The organism is Chryseobacterium sp. W4I1, from assembly GCF_030816115.1.
Lineage (GTDB): Bacteria > Bacteroidota > Bacteroidia > Flavobacteriales > Weeksellaceae > Chryseobacterium.
Map to the genome: position 1 here is coordinate 859,690 of NZ_JAUSXQ010000001.1, position 20,832 is coordinate 880,521.

Sequence of the window (20,832 nt, forward strand, 5' to 3'; positions counted from 1 at the left end):
AGTGGGAGAGTTTTAAAAGTGAAATATTAGAATTTACTGGTCACTAAAAAATAATATAATATATTTTATAATGTTTTATTTTCCCTAAAACCCTCTCACAAATCTGAAATAGCGCTATCCCGCTCACTTTCATACCTCCTGTTTTTCGCTTCTCCGATTCTCTGTCTTGTATAAATGCTATTGTGACCGGAAAGCAGATAAGAAACCACACAGGCAATCGCTACATAGACGCCACATTCTGCTCCGAACAGTTCAATTCCCATAAGCATACAAGCCAAAGGCGTATTGGTTGCTCCGGCAAATACGGCTACAAATCCCATTCCCGCAAGCAGCCCGAACGGCAAAGGAATAAACAGCGATAAGGCACTTCCTAAAGTAGCTCCGATAAAGAATAAAGGAGTGACCTCACCGCCTTTAAAACCTGCTGAAAGGGTAACAATCGTAAAAATCATTTTTAAAGCAAAATCATACAATGGAAGCTGCTTTTCAAAAGATTCCAGAATCACAGGAACTCCCAGCCCGATATATCTTGTTGTTCCCATTACAAAAACTGCCAAGGCAATAATGATCCCACCAATCACCGGACGAAGTGGGGGATACTTGATCCTGGATTTGAAAACTGAACCTGCCCAATGAATAACCCTGCTGAAAGTTGCTGCACAGATCCCGAAAACGATTCCTGCCAGCACACTGTATACAACAGGCAGAAACTCCAACTTTGGAATAAGATCTATATGATAATGTGTATGCTTTACGTTCCAAAGATTCGTGGTCAAGTCTGCAAAAATTGCTGCTGCAAAGGCAGGGAAAATAGCATGATAACGTATCCTTCCGATCAGGAAAACTTCAAGCCCAAAAACAGCTCCCGCCAGCGGAGTTCCGAAAACAGATCCAAAACCGGCAGCAATTGCAGCGGTAAGTAAAATTTTTCTTTCATTTCTGTCAAGTCTAAAAGGTTTACTCAGCTGGTCTGAAATAGCTCCTGCCATCTGGACAGCAGTACCTTCACGCCCGGCAGAACCTCCGAAGAAATGAGTAATTATAGTTCCCAAATAAACAAAAGGAGCCATTTTGAAAGGAATAATCTCTTTCGGATCATGAATACTGTCGATCAGTAAATTATTTCCAGCCTCTACCTCTTTCCCAAAATAATGATATAAAAGTCCGATAAGAAAACCTGCTACAGGAAGCAGTGCAATCAGCCAGATATGATTTTCTCTGAAGGTGGTAGCCCATTCCAAAGACTGAAGAAATCCTGCAGACGCTGTTCCCACAAGCAAACCGATGATGATGCTTATGCATAGCCATTTCAAAATATAGGGTAGAGCAGGAAATTTTCTAAAGAAAAAATGAGTGTAAAAAGTTGTTTTTCTGCGAAGTGTTCTTTGTTTTTTAGACATAATAATCCTGATAAGTTATTGGTTAATAATCTCTTAATCAGGCGTCATCAGCTTCTGTAAAGCGGTTGGGTAAGGAAGAACACCATTTCCTTGTTGCTGCAAATTTAATTATTCTCTGCGGATTTGTAAAATTTAATAAGGTAAATTCATAAGAATCTATTTAATAAAAGGCTTCATTTCATCTTCAATCTGTGTTCTGAGGTCCATAAGACGTTTGGCATATTTCTCCTGAAGTTTTTCCTCTTCAGTTTCAGGAACCCATTTCGGAACAGGAAGTTTTTTACCGTTTTCATCCACTGCTACAAAAACAATAATGCAATGGGTTTTTTTATCAAAAGTAGGTTGTTTAAGGTTTCTTGAAAAAACATTGATTGAAATATGCATACTTGATGATCCCGTATAGATCACCTGTGCATCTACTCTTACGACTTCCCCAATTTTAATAGGTTCATAGAAACGGATCCCTCCAACATACACAGTAACGGAATAATTTCCGCTCCAGGTAGTGGCGCACGCATAACCTGCCTGATCGATCCATTTCATAACGCTTCCTCCATGTACATTCCCCCCGTAATTCACATCCGAAGGTTCCGAAATAAACTGAAAAGTAATAGGCTTGTTCTGCATCTTTATAAAATTTGAATAAAGTTATTTATAAATTTCCAGAATTTTGGATTAAATCCTACTTTTGAAGGACGAAACTTCAGGAATGAAGGAAATTTAACAAACAAGAGATTTAAAATAATAATGAAGAAAGTATTCCACCTTAATACATGCGATACATGCCGAAAGATCCTGGCTCAGTTTGACCTTACCGGTTGGGAACTCCGTGAGATCAAAAAAGAACCAGTGACCAAGGAAGAACTGGAAGCTATGTATAAAAAAACAAAATCGTACGAGGCCCTCTTCAGTAAAAAATCTACACAAATCAAATTAAGAGGCTTAGATGTAAAGAATCTTCAGGAAAAAGATTTCAAGGATCTCCTTCTGGATCACTATACCTTTTTAAAACGTCCGGTTTTTCTTACAGATAATGAAATTTTTGTAGGAAATGATAAAAATAATGTAGAAGCATTAAAGGAATTCTTTGGAGTAAATGAATGAAATATGTAATTTCCATATTGCTTTTTATTTCACTCAGTCTCTGTGGGCAGACCGTTTATAGAACACCTTCGGGAACAAAATACCATTTGCCATCATGCAGAATGGTGAAAAATGTTTCTGCTGGCCTTGACGTAAATAAAGCTATGGAAATTGGGCTTCAGCCCTGTAAAATATGCAATCCCTCCGGAACAGCAGCGTATCGTTTTATTTCCAAACCTAAAAAAGTAAACGGTACGAATAAGGGAAATCAGTGTTTGGGAATGACCAAAAGAGGAACCAGATGTAAGCACCATACTCGAATTGGAAATGATTATTGTTTTCAACACGAACCTTAAAGAATAAGGCTTAAAAAAAATGTCAATATTTCGTGATTTATTTTAATGAATTCATTATTAAATACTTATATTTATAATCATTAAAAAATAATATCATGACAAAAGACCTTTTAACAACAAAGAATCTTAACCGATCAGCATTAAAACAGATCTCGGGAAGTGGTAAAATTCCGCCAGTAAATTGCTTTACACTTTGCGGCCCAGGCGGCGGTGTAATTTCCAACAGACCGGGAATAGGAGATGCCTGCAACCCGGACAGAACCATCTGCTGCATCTGTTACTAAAACAAAAATAGGCTGTAAAATGAATTACAGCCTATTTTATTTATATTTTCAGAACTATTATACGAAAGGAGCTTTCACCACTTTTGCAGGAATGTTCTTATTTCTTACCTGAATGAAAATTTCAGAACCCAGTTTGAAATGAGGCTTGTCTACATAAGCAAGTCCCAAACCGATCTTTTTCATCGGAGACTGGGTACCAGATGTTACCTTTCCAATCACATTTCCTTCTGCATCTACTACCGGATAATCATGTCTTGGAACCCCTTTGTCAGTAAGTTCAAAAGCGACCAGCTTTCTGGTAACCCCTTCTTCTTTCTGCTTTGCGAATGTATCTTTAGAAACAAAATCCTTATCGAATTTTGTAATCCATCCCAATCCTGCTTCGATAGGTGAAGTAGTATCGTCGATGTCATTTCCGTAAAGACAGAATCCTTTTTCCAGTCTTAAAGTATCTCTGGCAGCAAGTCCGGCCGGAATCAATCCTTCCGCCTCACCAGCATTAATAAGCGCATCCCAAAGTTCTACAGCATTTTCATTGTTGAAGTAGATCTCAAAGCCTCCACTTCCTGTATATCCTGTGTTTGAAATAATCACATTATTCACTCCTGCAACATTTCCCACTGCAAAATGGTAATAAGGAATCTCAGACAGATTAGTTTCCGTTAGCTTCTGAAGGATTTCAGTAGCTTTAGGACCCTGAATAGCCAATAATGACATCTCATCAGATGCATTGGTCATTTTAGCACCGAACGTATTGTATTTTGAGATATGATCCCAGTCTTTTTCGATATTTGATGCGTTTACTACAACGAAATATTTTTCGTCTTCCATTTTGTAAACAATAAGGTCATCCACGATTCCTCCATTCTCATTAGGAAGGCAAGAATATTGAGCTTTTCCGTTTTCCAGAGCATCTACATTGTTCGTCGTTACGAATTGTAAAAGATCTTTAGATCCCGGTCCCTCAATAAAAAACTGTCCCATGTGTGAAACATCAAACAATCCTGCTTTTTCTCTTACTGCAAAATGCTCATCAGTAACACCGGAATATTGTACAGGCATTTCAAAACCTGCAAAAGGTACGATTTTAGCGCCCAAAGAAACGTGTTTATCGTATAAGGCTGTTTTCTTCATTTTTAATTTTTATTTCTTTATTTTAAAGCTGTTGAAAGTTTCGTTGAATACATTCATATAATTTCCGTTCCAGAACTTCTGGCCACAGTTGATGGAAACAAGGTAGAGATTTTTGTCTTTTTGAAAAGCTTTGGTGATCCAGAACAATTTTTCTTTTTCATCAAAATACTCATAATAATATTCGGTATATCCTTTTCTGCCTTTGTTTTCTTTTATTTTGTCTTCCGGATCATTAGATTTATAAAGTGCCAGGATAAATTTTTTCATATCCGCTTTCGGAAGATTCAGGTCGTGGTATTCTGAAATGGTAATTGCTCCAATTTCATTAGCCGGGAAAATATTGACAATATCATTGTCATTGGTGGATTTCCAGCCTTCCGGAACGTTGATAGAGTAGCCGGGATTTTCATATACTTTTGCTTTTTGAGCAAAAAATAAACTTCCCGATAAAAAAGCGGTTACAAATAATATTTTTTTCATCAATTAAAAATGGTGTTTATATTCTTCAAGGATAATTTTAAACCATTCTGTAAAATTTCCTGGATTTTCGGTAATCTCCTGGTCGAGATCTTCCATCGAGATAAATCTTACTTCTTCCACTTCCTCTTTATTTAAATTAAAATCAGACTCGTGATTTCCTATGAATACGTGGTCCAGTTCATGTTCCCAAAGGCCGCCGCCTACTTCTGCTTTATAGATAAAACTAAATTTTTCCGACAGTTCAGCCTCAATTCCCAGTTCTTCTTTTATCCTGCGTGTGGCACCCTCCAGATAAGTCTCATCTTTTCTTGGGTGAGAGCACACCGCATTGGTCCATTGGTTAGGAGAATGGTATTTTCCTGATGCCCTTTTTTGAAGAAGCATTTCGCCTTTGCTGTTGAACAGAAATACAGAAAATGCACGGTGCAGAAGGCCGTTGATGTGTGCCTGCTGCTTTTCCATCAGACCCAGAACTTCATCTTCAGGATTTACTAAAACTACCAATTCTTCCATTCCTACAAATGTAAGTCTAATAAATGTATTTTGGAAATTTTTGGATAAACATCATCTGTTAAGGAATTAAGATGATAGGAAAGCTCTTCTTACATCAGAGAATTTGTTTTTTTTCTTTCCGTAGGGTAGCTGGGCTTAATCCAAAATGTTTTTTCAGAGATTTTGTTAAATGGCTTCCATCTGTAAAACCCAGGCTCCAGGCAATTTCCTGTAAAGAAGATTGGGTATATTTTATCCTGTTGATTGCGATCTGTAGTTTTGTTTTTTGAATATATTCCTTTAGTGATTCATTAGAATTCCTTTTAAAATATTCACTGAAATACTTTTTAGAAATGTTGAATTTATCGGAGAGATATAATATGGATAATTTGTGTTCATCAATAATATTCTGATTAATATACTTAATGATGTCATTGAATTTATCATCATTTGATTTCTGAAAATTGTTGGGTGCAATGAGTCCCGAACTTATGATCGTTAGAATGGATGATAGAGTATTGGCTATTATAGTTTCTGAATAATCTGTCGGCTGTTCTTTTTCAAGCCATATAATTTCAAATAACTTTTTCACCTGGCTTTTATCTTTATTATTATTGATATAAAGTCCCGTGTTGAAATCATAAAAACCGATGATATAATTGAGCTTACTGAACCAATGTAAATAATCTATCTCCGTATTTTTAAGGTTTTTGAAATAATGTTCGGTAAACCGGATAAAAAGAAAAGTAGTAGGTTCTGTAATTTCGTAGGCATGACATTTGGAATAGGGTAAAAGGAAAAAATCATCTTTTTGATAAGTACAGGTCTTATATTCTATACTTTGAATGCCTTTTCCGTTAAGAATAAATACCAATTCAAAAAAACTGTTTTTGCGGAACCTGTCTTTCCACTCTGTAAGTTCTGTAAGTTCAATTTCAATAAGGTCCCGTATATGATCCATTACTTTATCAGGCTATATTTACAAAGATAAATCTTTTATTTTTACTCATTTATCCTATTTATATACTCTTTTCAGCACAACCCGTACGCCTAACTTTGCCCAAAAAAGAAAATGGATTACAAAGAGATTTCAAAAAAGACAGTAGGACACTTATATCAGGCACATACAAGCATCAGAAATTCTGAAGTTGATAATAAACTCATTGCATTGGCCGAATTGAGGATTTCCCAATTGAATGGATGCTCTTATTGCTGCAGCTTTCATGCTAATGAATTAAGAGAAATGGGAATGGAATCTTCATTAATTGATAAAATACCGGGTTACAAACACTCCAGATCATTTGATCATAAACAGATTTTGGTCTTACAATGGACTGATGCAGTGACCCATCTAACCAATGATATGGAAACTTTGCTTCAGGAATTAAAGCAAGAGTTTTCAGAAAAAGAAATTGTGGAATTAACGTCCAGTATTTCCTTAATGAATGCTTTAAATCGGTTAAGAATCAGTTTAGGAGATCCATTTTAGGAGTGAATTTCCCATCTAAGTTGTATTGCCAAATAATTGAATTCTTATAAAACAGAAAAAAATTAACTATATCCAAATTATTGATTCATTTTTATTAATATTATTCTATAAATGATAGTTTTTATAGTTTGTTTTTAATGTAAAGTAATTTTAATTATGGTGTTCAATGTAAAAGCCGTAGCTTTGCATTTGAATTTTTAACGATGGAATTAGAATACAAAGAGCATTTAAGTCCAATCCTTAAGGACGGGGTAAAAAATTATTTAATCGATATAGACGGTACCATTACAGACGATGTTCCGAACGAAGAACCGGAAAGAATGGTTACCTGTGAACCTTACCCGGATGCACTCGAAACAGTCAATAAATGGTATGACGAAGGGCATCAGATCTGTTTCTTCACTTCAAGAACAGAAAATCTGAAGCAGATTACCATCGAATGGCTGGATAAGCACGGCTTCAAATACCACAGCGTCCTCTGTGGAAAACCAAGAGGAGGCAATTATCACTGGATAGACAACCACCTGGTAAGAGCTACAAGATACAAAGGTAAATTTACAGACCTTGTAGAAAAGCAGGTAACTATTGAAGTTTTCAAAGAAGATTAAGAAAACATATACGAAGATTTAAAAATTAAACGATGAAGTGTACGCACTGACAATCTTTAATTTTTAAATCTTTTCACTTTTTAATATCAATTGTATTTATGAAAGTTTTAGCAAATGACGGTCTGGATCAATCTGGAATTGATGCACTGGCTGAGAAAGGTTTTGAAGTGATCACTGCAAAAGTTCCGCAGGAGTTTTTGGTAGATTACATTAACGAGCATAAAATCCGTGCCCTGCTGGTAAGGAGTGCTACACAGGTAAGAAAAGATATTATTGACGGCTGCCCATCCATCGAAATTATTGGACGTGGCGGAGTAGGAATGGATAATATTGATGTAGACTATGCCAGAGAAAAAGGAATTCATGTGATCAATACTCCTTCTGCTTCTTCAGAATCTGTGGCTGAACTTGTTTTCGCACACTTATTTTCAGGAGCGCGATTCCTTCAGGATTCAAACAGAAAAATGCCTTTGGTAGGAGATACAGAATTTGCAAGCCTTAAAAAAGCCTATACGGCAGGAATTGAGCTAAGAGGTAAAACCATCGGGATTGTTGGGATGGGAAGAATAGGACAGGAAGTAGCCAGAATTGCTTTGGGTCTTGGTATGAGAGTAGTGGCAGCAGATAATAATGTAGGAAAGGCAAGCATTAAAGTGAAATTCTACAACAACCAGTTCATCAACGTAGATATTGAAACGGAGCCACTTCAGGAAGTATTGAAGCATTCAGACTTTATTACCCTTCACGTTCCGGCTCAGAAAGACGGTTATATGATCGGGAAAAACGAATTTGACATCATGAAAGACGGGGTAGCGGTAGTAAACTGCTCAAGAGGTGGTGTTATCGATGAATCCGCTTTGATTGATGCGTTGGATTCAGGGAAGGTGAAATTTGCAGGATTAGATGTTTTCATCAATGAACCTACACCTTCTAAAGAAATTCTAAACCACTCAAAAATTTCCCTGACTCCTCATACAGGAGCATCTACTATGGAAGCTCAGGACAGGATCGGGCTTTCTCTGGCAGAGCAGATCTCAAGCATTTTACAGATCCAGTAACCAGCTGAAGATGATAAAAAAGCACCTCAATTTGAGGTGCTTTTGTTTTATATATTATTCTTGCTTTTAAGAAGATCTCTGATCTCTGTCAGCAATTGTTGGTCTGCAGTAGGTCCGGCAGGAGCGGCATCCTCTCTTTTTACCACTTTATTTGCCCCTTTGATGATCCAGAAAAGAACCATGGCAATACATAGGAAGCTGATCACAGCAGAAAGGAAGTTACCATAAGTAACACCATTCCAGGAAAGTTTAGAAATATTTTCTGCACCCGCAGCCTTTAATGCCGGGTTCAGCAACAAAGGAGTAATCACATCTTCTACCAGTGAAGAAACAATTTTTCCGAAAGCTCCACCGATGATCACACCGACAGCCAGGTCAAGCACATTGCCCTTAAAAGCAAAATCTCTAAATTCTTTAACAAATCCCATAATTTATATTTTTTTAATTAGTATACACACAAAAATAGAATTAAAAAATGTAAAAAACGTTACTTTTCAAGGTTTTTTATTCCATAATTATTGAATTACCGGCTGTGTTTAAAAGACTTTTTCTGTCGGAAATTAATAGCTTAGCTGAACATCTTTAGGATCATTCTTTAACCTAATTTTAAGGCTATAAATATAGCAGTAAACTAAAAACTTCGTAATTTAGTTAAAAGTTAGATTCCCAAATTATGAAAATTTTTACTGCAGAACAAATACGCCAGTGGGACAGTTTTACTATTTCCCGGGAGCCGGTTTCTTCTATACAACTTATGGAAAGAGCGGTGGAAGCATTGGCTGGCTGGATCTCTGAAAACTGTAAAAACCACAAAAAAATTGCAATATTCTGCGGTAATGGAAATAACGGTGGCGACGGACTGGCATTAGCGAGAATTCTTTACACGAAAGGCTTTGATACAGATGTTTTTGTTCAAAACCCTAAAGGGAAATTCTCAGACGATGCATCCGTCAATTTAAAAAGGCTTCGGGATCTTTCCGGAATTTCTGTCAGAGAATTCAAAGAAGCTGATCATTATAACTTTGATACAAAAACGATCATTATTGATGCTCTATTCGGTACAGGTTTATCACGGCCTTTAAAGGGAGTTTTCAAAGAGCTGGTTGAGGTTTTGAATGAAGAAAACTGTATCAGAATCTCTGTTGATATTCCTTCCGGGTTACCTGCGGACCACATATTTGAAGATGATACTGTTATTTTTAAAGCTGATTATACCCTCAGCTTTCAATGTTGGAAAAAAAGCTTTCTCCATCCTGAAACAGGAAAATATACCGGGAAAGTGATCATTCTCGATATAGGACTGCATAAAGGATACCTGCAGACACAGGTTACTCATGATTTTGTCATTGACGGAAAGGTTGTCGACAGTATTTTTAAACCCAGACAGGAATTTTCGCACAAAGGCACTTACGGAAAAGTGACCATGGCAGGCGGTAGTTATGGAAAGATAGGAGCAGCAGTATTGGCAACAAGGTCTGCCATGAAGATTGGATGCGGCCTTACTTTCATACTTGCTCCAAAATGCGGATATGAAATCCTGCAGATCTCCTGTCCGGAAGCCATGTTCACAGAAGGAGGGGAAGAATGCCTGGAATATTTCCCCGTTGAGGAAGATATGGTATATGGAATCGGTCCGGGAATGGGAACCAATGAGCAAACTGAAAAAGCACTTTTAAAATTTCTAAAAGAATATCATAACCCCTTAGTTTTAGATGCCGATGCACTGAATATTATTGCAAAAAATCAGAAAAATTTAGATTTGATTCCGAAAAAATCGGTCATCACTCCACATCCTAAAGAATTTGAAAGGTTGTTCGGAAGTACAGAGAATTCTTTTGAAAGATTGAAGCTTGCCCGTGAAAAGGCTGCAGAGTTTACTATTTATATCGTTTTAAAAGACCATCATACTCAGGTTATTACACCGCAGGGAAAAGTCTTTTACAATATTACCGGAAATGCAGGATTAGCAAAGGGAGGAAGCGGAGATATCCTTACAGGGATTCTTACTTCGTTGCTTGCCCAAGGTTATTATGAAGAGAATGCTTGTATTTTGGCAGTTTGGCTGCATGGCAGAGCTGCTGATCTCGCTGCGGAAAAATATTCCAAAGAGTCTATGCTTCCTACAGATGTAATCAATGAGTTTGGGAATGTCTTTGAAGAATTAAATAAAAGAACGACTGTAAAATTGTAATAAAGTAAATTATTAAAAGAAAAAGGGCAAATTCGCTTAACTGCTAATTTGCCCTTTCTATATATTTTTAATTACTGATTATTCCGGTTTCCCGTTTTCTTCCTCCGTGATCTTGAATTTCTTTGAAATAATCATTATAACCACTCCTGCAATCATAAACGGAATAGAAAGCACCTGCCCCGTATTCAATCCTCCTATGTGAATAAATTCGTCTCCCTGAGGCTCTTTCAGGAATTCTACAAAGAATCTGATCGCCCAAAGAATAATAAAGAACAAGCCGAAAAGCCACCCTTGCTGGTATTTCTTATTTGTTTTTCTATATAAGATCCATAATAGAAAAAAAAGACATAAATAACCAATAGCTTCAAAAAGCTGTCCTGGATAACGGGGAACCGTAGGACCATATTCATTGCTCTGCTGTGGGAAAAGTAGGGCAAATGGAGAATTAGGATCAGCCGCTTTGCCAAGAATTTCAGAATTGAAAAAATTACCTATTCTTACAAATGCGCCACCCAATGCAACCACAATTCCGATTCTATCATAAACCCAGAAAGGATTTTTCTTAATAATTTTAAATGAATAATATAAAGTAGTGAAGATCAGTGCGATGGTAGCGCCATGACTGGCCAGTCCTGAAAACCCTGTGAATTTCAGGCCATTTTTGGTGCTTATCGGTAAAAATACACTCCAGAAGTCTTCTTTAAACAATTCCGGCTGGTAAAAGATAACGTGACCTAGTCGAGCTCCTAAAATAGTTCCGATCAGTGTCCATGTGAAAAGCGGTTCCAGATACTTCTGGTTTACATTGTCTATTTTGAAGATCTTCAACATCAAAATATAACCAAAACCGAAGGCAAATACAAACATCAGACTGTAAAAATGCAGCGTAACCGGTCCCAGCTGGATACCTTTTGAAGGGTCCCAGATCTTGAACGGAGTTTCCAATGCAACAGCATCAGATCCGCTGATAGGTTTTACGGTTTTTACGGCATATTTGAAGTCAGTGATATTGTCTTGCGTTACCGGACTGTCGATAAGTTTAAATTTTTTATCGAAAAACTGGTAATGAGAGGTTTTAAATTTATCCAATGTTGAAACACTGAAATTGAAATAAGCCGGTTCAAAATTAGATTCGTTCAGGATTACCAGAACATTTTTGTCCGTATCCATATCCGGAAAAGCATTGAGGTCGCTTACTTCGGTCGTAGAATAGATCTTTACCGGGACACTGCCTCCGTTTACTTTCAGAGTTCCGTCAGATAAACCTCCGGGATATTCTTGGGCAAATGCACACTGTGTGATAAATAGAAATACCACGAGGTAAATTCTGAAAAATAGATTACTCATTTCTATTGATTTAATAGTTTGTTACTGATTTATTTTTTAGGTGGAACAGGGTCGTAGCCGCTACCTCCCCAGGGATGACATTTTGAAATTCTTTTTACCCCCATCCACAATCCTTTGAAAATACCGTGTACCTGTAATGCTTCCACCATATAATGAGAGCATGTGGGTTCGTAACGGCAGTTTTTGGGAAGTAAAGGCGAGATGAACCACTGGTAAAATCTGATCAAAATTACCAAAGGAAAACTAATGATTTTATTGAATGTGAGTTTCAAAACTATGCAAAAATAGGGTAAAAAATTTAAAATTAGTTTAATTTTGTTATAAGTTTCAGAGTATCAAAACTGATTCCGTTGACCAAAAAAATAAAATATCTTGAGCCAAAATATTCCACTAGCAGAAAAATTAAGACCCAAAACCCTGGAAGAAGTTCTTGGGCAGGAACATCTTACCGGAGAAAAAGGCACGATCAGAAAAATGATCGAAAATAATGCGCTGAATTCTCTCATCCTTTGGGGTCCACCAGGTACAGGAAAAACCACGTTGGCCGAAATTATTTCTGAAAAATCTGGACGGAAGTTCTACAAGCTTTCCGCCGTTTCTTCAGGAGTAAAAGATGTACGTGATGTAATAGAGGATGCCAAAAAACAGAATTTGTTCTCTGGGAAATCTCCTATTTTATTTATTGATGAAATTCACCGCTTCAATAAATCCCAGCAGGACTCATTGCTGCATGCTGTAGAGAAAGGATGGATTGTTTTAATTGGTGCCACCACAGAAAACCCTAGTTTTGAAGTAGTGTCTGCCCTTTTGTCAAGAAGTCAGGTGTATATCCTGAAGGCATTGAGCTATGAAAAACTGGAAGAATTAATTGATACTGCTTCGGAAAGATATAATAAAGATGAGGGAACCGATTTTAAAATTTTAGAAAAGGAAGCTTTCATACAGTACTCAGGCGGTGACGCAAGGAAACTGATCAATTCTGTTGAACTTGTCCTTAACCAGTACATGAATTCAGATAAAAAAGAGATCAGCAATACTGATGTTCTGGATATACTGCAGGAAACCATGGCACTCTACGATAAAAACGGAGAGCAGCATTATGATATTATTTCAGCCTTTATAAAATCTATGAGAGGAGGAGACCCAAACGGTGCGGTATACTGGCTGGCGAGGATGATCGCTGGAGGTGAGGATATTAAATTTATTGCAAGGAGAATGCTTATTCTTGCTGCTGAAGATATAGGTCTGGCTAATCCCAATGCGCTGGTGATTGCCAATAACTGTTTCCAGGCTGTTAATGTCATAGGAAACCCCGAATCCAGGATTATCTTAAGTGAAACAGCAGTTTACCTCGCGGTTTCCCCTAAAAGCAATTCTACATACATGGCGATCAACGAAGCGCTTGCATTGGTAAAAAAGACCGGAAACCTTCCTGTGCCATTACACCTTAGAAATGCACCAACCAAACTGATGAAAGATCTGGATTATGGTAAAGAATACAAATATGCTCATTCCTATGAGGGAAATTTTGTAGATCAGGATTTTCTGCCTGAAGAAATTAAAAATATAAAACTTTACCAGCCGGGAAACAATGCTACAGAAAAAAAGATCTATGAAGAGCTTAAGAAAAAATGGAATGACAGATATTAAAAAACAAGAAAGCTCTCAGTACCCAATATAAGGGTGCTTATGTTATCCATCCTAAATAAATAGAAACAGGCATTATGGCTAAAGTTGAAGATATGATTATCGCAAAACCATAGGATGATTTCAGAATCAAGGGGTTGTATTTTTCATGACTAAGCCCTAGAGAACGGAATGCGCTTTGAAAGCCATGCAACAAATGCCAGCCAAGGGAGAAGCATCCTATCAGATAAATCACTACCTCAACAGGACTTTGAAATTTTTCAATAAGCATTTCATATAACGGAAGTTCTTCTCCATATTGAAACTGATGAATTCGATTAGGAATCCAAAAATTTTGAGTATGAATAACTAAGAATAGCAGGATCAAAGTGCCCAGTAAAGTCATACTTTTGCTATACCATTTAACGCCTGGTGCATTGTCTTTATAGATATATCCAATCGACCGGGCTTTTCTGTTCTTTCTCCAAAGAATAAGCCCCTGAACGATATGGATGATAAAGCCAAAGATCAGAATAATTTCAATAGTTCTGATGATAGGGTTTGTAGCCATAAAATGTGCTCCAATAGTAAATGTCTTACCTTTGTCGTTAAAGAAAATGAGCGCATTGACTGAGGCGTGTACAATAAGAAAACTTATCAGGAATAAGCCGCTTAATGCCATTAGGATTTTCCTGCCGATAGAGCTTTTAAATATATTTTTTAACATAGTGATCAATTTTATAAGATAATATTGTTTTGACTTGTATCAAAATCCGTTAAATTCACTTCTCCCAGCATTTCTCTCAATTCGGCTTCTAATTGAAAGCTAATTTGAGATATGGGAACATCATTGGCACCTCCTTCAAATGGATTTTCAGTATTTTCACCCACTTGCGCTATAGAAGAATATAACCAGGAAATTAAGCAGCTGAAAGGAATGATCAGCCAGATCATATTCCCTTTCATAAACCCACTGACACTTTCATTTAGCTTGTTGAAATCTATCAGTAATCCATACGGCAATAGGAATGAAAACGATTGAATTAGCAGATTATTAATAATATTATACTGGCGGGGAAATGGAGAATTTTTTATCTGCTCACTTTTTCCCTGCAGATTGTAAAACTCTTTTATTGATTTTTCCATATCAACAAATTGTGTCACATTGATTTCCTGTTTTTCATAAATAGATTTCAGTGTCAAACCTTGCAAACTCAAAATGTACGTTGAAATATTTTTTGCTTTGAGAACTTTCTGTAGCTCTTCAGGCACTAGATATTTAGCTAACTCATCTTCAAGACATGTTTGTTGTTCAGGAATCGTAAAGCGTTTACGATATTTTACATTGTTTTTTTTATTTGTTGATTCCCAACTTTTGGGTTCCCTCATACTATAACGTAAGGCAGTCACCCAGGCTATATGAGTATAAATAAGAGATTTTGAAATTTCACTATTATTCTGTAAATAATCTTTACTTACCAAACCCCAGGCACGGCTATTTGATACAATAGAAGTCCATACATTTTGAGCTTCTAAAGACCGACTATAACTTAGATTGTTTTTGAATCCTAAAATAAATGCCGTAGCTGTTCCCAGCATTGCAATGACAGACCAGGGAATTGCCACCCATTTTATTCCGAATAAATGATACAGGCATATTGGAATAAAACCAAACAGGAGCAGCGTATAAATTCTTCCTTTAGTCCATGTTACAAATTCAATGAGGGTATATGATTTACCAATATACATTTTCTATTACTATTTGCTAAAATCGCAGGTTTAAAATTTAACCTGCGATTTTAATGGTTATTTTAGATTGATACAAAAGACATTTTCATCTGTAGCCCATATCAACGTTTGTTTTCAGGTTTGACAATCCAGGTCTTATATTCCGTAGTTCCCAAATACACAGGATTTTCGGGAGTAAGTGTTGTCTTTTTCAGTATTGCGCCTGAATAGGGTGCATTAACATCTGTTTCAACTTCCAGAGATTTTTGGGTTGACAGGATGTATTGTTTTATCCACTCATCTATCTGGAATCTTTCAGGCCCGCCTATTTCAAGAATTTTATTGGCAGGTTTTGCTGTTGCTGTCTTGGCAAGAAATGCTGCAACATCAGCGCTCGCAATAGGCTGGATAAATGCATCCGAAAGTTTTACCTTTCCTTCTGATGTACTCGCTGCCACAATACCACCCGCAAATTCAAAAAATTGAGTAGCGTGTACAATGGTAAAAGGGATGCCTGATTCTTTAATTAAATTCTCCTGAACTTGCTTGGCACGAAAATATCCGCTTTCTTGTAATTGATCAGTCCCAACAACAGATAAGGCGATGTGATGCTGTACACCGGCTCTTTTTTCCGCCGGAAGTAAATTTAGATTTGAGGTTTTGAAAAAATTCATTACTGGCTCATCATCAAATGATGGTGAGTTGGAAACATCAATAACAATATTTGCATCTTTAAGAGCCTCTTCAAGTCCCTCTCCGGTAATCGTGTTTACGCCCGTATTAGGTGATGCAGCAATTACCTCATGCTCATTTTTTAACAGGTTTACTACCTGGCTGCCGATAAGTCCGGTACCTCCAATGATTACGATTTTCATTTTGATTTTTGTTTATAGTTGTTAATAAAGCAAAATTGAGAATAAAAAAATCTTAAAAACTTAAACCAGTTTAAGTTTTTGCAAACACACTATATCCATCTTTGTATGGTAATAGTCATCGTGGCTATTTGAATCATTTTCTAAAATTTAAAAGATGGATAGCAAGAAATTAATTGAACTGACAAAACAGCTTATTTATGAGGCAACACATTTTAATGTCCCATATGTAAAGCAAATTTATGCGGATAATTTACTCATTGTCAAAGTTGATAAAAATGGAGTAGTAGATACCATGAATAAAGAGCAACTTGTTGGTTTTGTTCAAGGAAACAGCGATGCCAAAGCGGCACCATTCTCCACTAAAGCTGAATTTCATTACGCTGTTTGTGATGGAAATATGGGAATGGTAGTGATGACTCGCGATTTAGAATTAAACGGAAAGTCAGATCCTAAATTCTTTACACTGATCTGGGAATACTCATCTGAAAGATGGCAGGTGGTTAAAGAATCTTGTGTTGCATTTAATTAAACATGCTTTCCAAGAGCCTGTTCTTAAGCCAGTATGGAAAAGAAAAAGGAAGGTTGAGAAATCAACCTTCCTGATTTAGAATGAAATTTATTGGTGACTTAGTAGGTTATTTGTACAACAGTCACTCAAAGTATACTTTTATAAGTAATTTTATTTTACGGGCCGTTTATTTTATGGCACTTGTGCTTAGGAAAACGGTTTTCTTTCCGTTATAATCTTTAACTTCTACATTGCCCATCATATCACCATAGATCTTCGTGCTGCTGTCTGCGAACTCATAACCTTCGATGAATACCGGAGTATTTTCCGGCACGCCGTACTGGGAATTCAGCTCAGCAAGTGATACTCTGTCTAACCCTTCAAGACCGTTTTTGATTTTAACTTCTGTAAGACCATTGTCAGCGATAAAGCTATATTTTTTTAAGCCTTGAGGCAGGCTTGCAGAACTTTTATAAACATTGGAACTCTGAACAATGGTTTTTTTTGCATTGAACATGCCTACGGTTCCTACAATATCATTGGCGACAGCAAACTTTACAGAAGGATTCTTCTGTGCAGATAATGCTACAGATGATAATATTAAAAAAGAATAGAGTATTTTTTTCATAACCAGAATATGTAACTGTTAAAAACGGGATAAATATAATTAATTTTTATAAAATGTGAATGAATTTTTGTGATATTTTAAATAATGTTCCGATATAAAAGCTTTTATTGAAAATTTCTGGGTTACGAATCCCGTTTTTCTAAATTCAACTAAAACAGGAAGCTGAATAGGGTAAACAGAATAAATGATTTACGTTTTTTAGTTTTCATGATCCTTGTTTTCCTCCTTTTTATCAACTATATTTTTAATGATATTCTTAAGTCTCTGGAAAGTAAAAGAACTCAGTAATAAGATCACACCCAGGATAATAAAGGCAGTTATCCTGGAAATATTATCCATCTGCCAGACATCATAGCTATACAGTTTCAAAGCCATGATCCCAATGAGCACAAAACCAATCCTGCTGTATTCTGTGATATTCTTTTTTAGGCTAATATAAATAAAGATACTGGCCAGAACAGTCCATATAATTGGTAAATAAAGGATAGTAAAATGTTCTTTTGCCTCGTATATAAGTGAAATATCATGTACTGAGCTTACAATATAGGTATGATAAAATCCACAACTTATTGTTATGACAAGAGCCAATGAAATAGCCCAGTAAGAAATTTTTGTTTTGTAAAAATCTGATGTGGCAGCTGTATTCCATAGAATATAAGCAAACGGTATCCAGTGAAGAAGATGCATGGTATAAAAGCCAAATGTCAGCTTTTTCTGCAAAACAGCCGTAACCACTGCAGATGCTGCAAATGATGCATTGGAAATAATCAGGATCAGTATAATATAGATAAGTGCAGTCTGAATGCTTCTGTCAATGTCAAGCTTTTTCCTCAACAGCAGTAATACAAAAATATAGTAAATACTGAACAGCAGCCCAATGCTGATAATGGCTGGCCATGGCATATCCGAAATATGATAGGTAATCTCCAGTAAAAGAGCAAAATAAATAATACCATAGCCTGCGACAGCGAAAACAGTCTCGAAAAAGCTGTCTCCCTGCTTCTCCGGATCCTTTATTTCTTTTAATAGAAACAAATTAAAAATAGTGGTAGCAATGGTTACAAGGCTTGTTAAAAATACGGGATTAAAGACAATCCTCATATGATCCACATTAAGATATTCGCCCCATGTTATGATCTGTGCAACAATAACAAGCGGAAACAGAACATAAAAGCATGTTTTGAAGATATTATGGCGGTTCTTTTTCCAGATATACAGCAGGAGCGTTGCCTCTACAGCCCAGACACTGGTAATAAGATGTGTTTTGAACTGAAGGGCTGCAGCTATAGTAATAAGACTGATGGTAAGTGCTGCAAAAATAGAATAGCTGAAACCGAGATCTTTCTTTCCGTACTCCCTGAAAAAAAGCAGGGCATTGACTATTGCAAAAACTAAAGGAAAAATAATGACAGGTTCATACTGCAATGTGTTGAATAGATAGACCAATCCTATAATACTTGAAAAATTAATCAATACAAGCATTAAAGTATTCCATGATGAAAGTGTATTTTTCTTAATATAATCCTGAAGCGCAAAAATGTAAAAAATAATATAATTGATGATATAAAATACAATACTGAGAAAGTCAGGATGCTCTGCAGTCCAGTAAAATAAATAAATACTCGTGAAGATGTAGGCTGTCCATCCCACACTTTTCCAGTGTTTCAGGAATGTAGCTGCCAGCATACCGATATTTAAAAGACTGAGATAAGTAAAAAGAAAAAGATAATTGCTGTGTCCCGTGCTGATCATCAGTGGAGCAGAAAATCCGCCAAGCATTGCAAAAATAATTAATACTTCACTTTTGTAATAGTAGGCTAGAACAATTGAAATAATGGTGATCAGAATGGTAATAGCAAAAGCTGTATTCTGAGTAAACAGATGGTATTCCCGAAAAGCAATGGTGATTGTAAAATAAAGAACAGCAATTCCGCCTCCGGTAATAATGGAAGCAAAAACGGCATAATTCTTTCTTAGAAAATGCCCTGCGACCATGATTGTCGCTCCCGCTAAAAGTCCTACTCCTGCTCTTGCTGTTTCTCCTATCCAGTTTTTGTCGATTGCATATTTTACAAAATAACCAATCCCGAGAACAAGGGTGAAAATCCCGATGATGGTCAGGATGTTTTGTTTTAAGAAGTCAAAAACAGGTTCCAGCCAGTCTTTTTGTGGTTTTACAGGAAATGGCGCAGTAGGAATTGTATTTTGAGAAGTGACATTATCACCTTCTTTTGGAACTGTTTCTTCTTTAATTACAGACTTCTGAGAAGCAATTGTTTCTTGCGAAGACGGATTAATTTTGAATTTCAAATCTGAAATCTCTTTTTCAAGCCTTCTGATTTTAGTATTCATGTTACTAAAAATAACAGCAATGACTACGATTAATATGAGAAAAAGAATTTCATTCATCCTTAGTTTTTTATCAAATATAAAATAAATGTTTTTAATAGGATAAAAATTAATCCATCACAGACTATGTGATGGATTAACTGTGCAGAGTGATTAAATTGTGTGTTAATTAGATACTTTGTAAATAAAGAAAGATCCTATACTTGATCCTAAAAACCCAGCATCAAGAGCAGTAGATCCTGTAAGTCCGAATGAGATTTTATCTCCTGCCTGGAGCGAATACACGGAATTAAGACTCGTCTCTGAAATAGTAAGACTCAAAAGAATTAGGTTTGCACCACTGAATGCACGGCTGTCGATAATCGTTCCCACTCCGGCCCTGTTACGTAAAATACCGATACCAGGGGAGTTGGCTAATATAGAAGCCTGTAGACCTGTTCCGTAACGGAAAGAAAATCCTATTGCATATACCCCGGTACTCGGGATTGTATACGTGTTGTCTGTATCAGAAAACAAGGCTGCGGAACCCAGAGACCTTTCAGCTGCTAGAAAGTTAACCGCTCTGAAACCCGAGGGAAAAAGCGATAAGCTAAGGAGAGAAATACCTGATGATTTTTTTGCAGCATAAAGCGTTGGATTAGTACCTGAATTCCAAATCAATTGTGGATCTACCTGTGTGACTTCAGTTGTACTGGTATTAATTGCCAAAATCTGATAGCCAGGTAATGTTGGAGAGGTTGGAACAGTCCTCACTTTTAAATTTCCATTAACATCCAAGGTTGCGGCAGGTGTTGCGGTGTTAATCCCAACTTGTGAGAAAACAGGAATTGCAGATAAAGCTAAAAGTAAGCTGTAAATTTTGGTTTTCATAAGTAAGTTTTTTAATTAGTTTTCAATTTAAATAATGCAAAAATCATGCCTTATTTTATGGTTTTGTTAAGTATATATTGATATTTATATGAATAATTTAAACATATGTTTATGTTTTCATGGTTGCTGTTTTGTAATGTGTTTATGGGTCGTTATTTGTAAATAATAAATTTAGGTAAAAATAAATAATTATTTTTGTAAATCACAATATTATGATTTAATTAATATGTTAAAATATTTAATGCTGTCAGAATTTGTGACATAAAAAGTGCTGTTATGTCAGTTGTTCGGCCTCCTGTGGTAGCTTTGGCAGGTTTCAATAGACA

General features: G+C 36.3%; 24 protein-coding genes and 1 riboswitch. Of the genes, 9 read left to right on the forward strand and 15 right to left on the reverse strand.

Going from position 1 to position 20,832, the window contains the following annotated elements:
- Positions 1-95: 95 nt before the first annotated feature.
- A complete protein-coding gene (locus tag QF044_RS03995) occupies positions 96-1,400 on the reverse strand; it encodes a voltage-gated chloride channel family protein (RefSeq protein WP_307263926.1) in 1,305 nt (434 codons plus the stop codon).
- A gap of 31 nt (positions 1,401-1,431) precedes the next feature.
- Positions 1,432-1,499, reverse strand: a riboswitch (Fluoride riboswitch).
- A gap of 57 nt (positions 1,500-1,556) precedes the next feature.
- Complete coding sequence (locus QF044_RS04000; protein ID WP_307263927.1) at positions 1,557-2,027, reverse strand: acyl-CoA thioesterase; 471 nt, start codon at positions 2,025-2,027, stop codon at positions 1,557-1,559.
- 120 nt (positions 2,028-2,147) lie between these two features.
- On the opposite strand from QF044_RS04000, the gene QF044_RS04005 reads away from it, so the two are divergent.
- From QF044_RS04005 to QF044_RS04015, 3 genes are all read left to right on the forward strand, one after another.
- The gene (locus tag QF044_RS04005) at positions 2,148-2,504 is read left to right on the forward strand and encodes an arsenate reductase family protein (protein ID WP_307263930.1); all 357 of its coding nucleotides are present in this window, start codon (positions 2,148-2,150) and stop codon (positions 2,502-2,504) included.
- Positions 2,501-2,839 (forward strand): hypothetical protein, encoded by a 339-nt coding sequence (locus tag QF044_RS04010; RefSeq protein WP_307263933.1) that lies wholly within the window; start codon positions 2,501-2,503, stop codon positions 2,837-2,839. Before QF044_RS04005 ends, QF044_RS04010 begins: the two co-directional genes overlap by 4 nt.
- Positions 2,840-2,934: 95 nt before the next feature.
- Positions 2,935-3,123, forward strand: a complete 189-nt coding sequence (locus QF044_RS04015; RefSeq protein ID WP_307263936.1) for a hypothetical protein — start codon at positions 2,935-2,937, stop codon at positions 3,121-3,123.
- Between the two features lie 57 nt (positions 3,124-3,180).
- Here the strand turns inward: QF044_RS04015 and gcvT are convergent, their stop codons facing one another.
- From gcvT to QF044_RS04035, 4 genes are all read right to left on the reverse strand, one after another.
- The gene (gcvT, locus tag QF044_RS04020; protein WP_307263939.1) at positions 3,181-4,257 is read right to left on the reverse strand and encodes a glycine cleavage system aminomethyltransferase GcvT; all 1,077 of its coding nucleotides are present in this window, start codon (positions 4,255-4,257) and stop codon (positions 3,181-3,183) included.
- 9 nt (positions 4,258-4,266) lie between these two features.
- Positions 4,267-4,737: a hypothetical protein gene (locus QF044_RS04025; RefSeq protein ID WP_307263942.1), complete on the reverse strand. Its 471-nt coding sequence runs from the start codon at positions 4,735-4,737 to the stop codon at positions 4,267-4,269.
- Between the two features lie 3 nt (positions 4,738-4,740).
- On the reverse strand, positions 4,741-5,250 hold the full coding sequence (gene idi / locus QF044_RS04030; RefSeq protein WP_307263945.1) for an isopentenyl-diphosphate Delta-isomerase: 510 nt from the start codon (positions 5,248-5,250) through the stop codon (positions 4,741-4,743).
- Between the two features lie 94 nt (positions 5,251-5,344).
- The gene (locus tag QF044_RS04035) at positions 5,345-6,190 is read right to left on the reverse strand and encodes an AraC family transcriptional regulator (RefSeq protein ID WP_307263948.1); all 846 of its coding nucleotides are present in this window, start codon (positions 6,188-6,190) and stop codon (positions 5,345-5,347) included.
- Between the two features lie 111 nt (positions 6,191-6,301).
- On the opposite strand from QF044_RS04035, the gene QF044_RS04040 reads away from it, so the two are divergent.
- From QF044_RS04040 to QF044_RS04050, 3 genes are all read left to right on the forward strand, one after another.
- Positions 6,302-6,718 (forward strand): carboxymuconolactone decarboxylase family protein, encoded by a 417-nt coding sequence (locus QF044_RS04040; protein ID WP_307263949.1) that lies wholly within the window; start codon positions 6,302-6,304, stop codon positions 6,716-6,718.
- Positions 6,719-6,921: 203 nt separating this feature from the next.
- Entirely contained in the window at positions 6,922-7,326 is a 405-nt protein-coding gene (locus QF044_RS04045) for a phosphoheptose isomerase (RefSeq protein ID WP_307263952.1), read from the forward strand.
- 98 nt (positions 7,327-7,424) lie between these two features.
- Entirely contained in the window at positions 7,425-8,384 is a 960-nt protein-coding gene (locus QF044_RS04050; protein ID WP_307263954.1) for a D-2-hydroxyacid dehydrogenase, read from the forward strand.
- Between the two features lie 47 nt (positions 8,385-8,431).
- Here the strand turns inward: QF044_RS04050 and mscL are convergent, their stop codons facing one another.
- Entirely contained in the window at positions 8,432-8,812 is a 381-nt protein-coding gene (gene mscL, locus QF044_RS04055; protein WP_259836287.1) for a large conductance mechanosensitive channel protein MscL, read from the reverse strand.
- A gap of 245 nt (positions 8,813-9,057) precedes the next feature.
- Here mscL and QF044_RS04060 point away from each other — a divergent pair, with 245 nt between their 5' ends.
- Positions 9,058-10,575, forward strand: a complete 1,518-nt coding sequence (locus QF044_RS04060; protein WP_307263958.1) for an NAD(P)H-hydrate dehydratase — start codon at positions 9,058-9,060, stop codon at positions 10,573-10,575.
- A gap of 78 nt (positions 10,576-10,653) precedes the next feature.
- Here the strand turns inward: QF044_RS04060 and lgt are convergent, their stop codons facing one another.
- Together lgt and yidD are read right to left on the reverse strand one after the other, a co-directional pair.
- Entirely contained in the window at positions 10,654-11,520 is an 867-nt protein-coding gene (gene lgt / locus QF044_RS04065) for a prolipoprotein diacylglyceryl transferase (protein ID WP_373462677.1), read from the reverse strand.
- A gap of 431 nt (positions 11,521-11,951) precedes the next feature.
- On the reverse strand, positions 11,952-12,194 hold the full coding sequence (gene yidD / locus QF044_RS04070) for a membrane protein insertion efficiency factor YidD (RefSeq protein ID WP_307263961.1): 243 nt from the start codon (positions 12,192-12,194) through the stop codon (positions 11,952-11,954).
- Between the two features lie 100 nt (positions 12,195-12,294).
- On the opposite strand from yidD, the gene QF044_RS04075 reads away from it, so the two are divergent.
- Positions 12,295-13,572 (forward strand): replication-associated recombination protein A, encoded by a 1,278-nt coding sequence (locus QF044_RS04075; protein WP_307263963.1) that lies wholly within the window; start codon positions 12,295-12,297, stop codon positions 13,570-13,572.
- Positions 13,573-13,609: 37 nt separating this feature from the next.
- On the opposite strand, the gene QF044_RS04080 is transcribed toward QF044_RS04075, so the two are convergent.
- The 3 genes from QF044_RS04080 to QF044_RS04090 all read right to left on the reverse strand — a co-directional run bounded on the left by QF044_RS04080 (position 13,610) and on the right by QF044_RS04090 (position 16,151).
- A complete protein-coding gene (locus QF044_RS04080) occupies positions 13,610-14,275 on the reverse strand; it encodes a succinate dehydrogenase cytochrome b subunit (RefSeq protein WP_307263967.1) in 666 nt (221 codons plus the stop codon).
- Between the two features lie 11 nt (positions 14,276-14,286).
- On the reverse strand, positions 14,287-15,297 hold the full coding sequence (locus QF044_RS04085) for a bestrophin family protein (RefSeq protein WP_307263970.1): 1,011 nt from the start codon (positions 15,295-15,297) through the stop codon (positions 14,287-14,289).
- Between the two features lie 101 nt (positions 15,298-15,398).
- Complete coding sequence (locus tag QF044_RS04090) at positions 15,399-16,151, reverse strand: SDR family oxidoreductase (protein ID WP_307263973.1); 753 nt, start codon at positions 16,149-16,151, stop codon at positions 15,399-15,401.
- A 154-nt stretch (positions 16,152-16,305) separates the two neighbouring features.
- Here QF044_RS04090 and QF044_RS04095 point away from each other — a divergent pair, with 154 nt between their 5' ends.
- Positions 16,306-16,680, forward strand: coding sequence for a hypothetical protein (locus QF044_RS04095; protein ID WP_307263976.1), 375 nt, complete (start codon positions 16,306-16,308; stop codon positions 16,678-16,680).
- 166 nt (positions 16,681-16,846) lie between these two features.
- Here the strand turns inward: QF044_RS04095 and QF044_RS04100 are convergent, their stop codons facing one another.
- From QF044_RS04100 to QF044_RS04110, 3 genes are all read right to left on the reverse strand, one after another.
- On the reverse strand, positions 16,847-17,287 hold the full coding sequence (locus QF044_RS04100; RefSeq protein ID WP_307263977.1) for a hypothetical protein: 441 nt from the start codon (positions 17,285-17,287) through the stop codon (positions 16,847-16,849).
- A 198-nt stretch (positions 17,288-17,485) separates the two neighbouring features.
- Positions 17,486-19,696, reverse strand: a complete 2,211-nt coding sequence (locus QF044_RS04105; protein ID WP_307263980.1) for a DUF2339 domain-containing protein — start codon at positions 19,694-19,696, stop codon at positions 17,486-17,488.
- A gap of 105 nt (positions 19,697-19,801) precedes the next feature.
- Entirely contained in the window at positions 19,802-20,506 is a 705-nt protein-coding gene (locus QF044_RS04110; RefSeq protein WP_307263981.1) for a hypothetical protein, read from the reverse strand.
- Positions 20,507-20,832 lie beyond the last annotated feature (326 nt).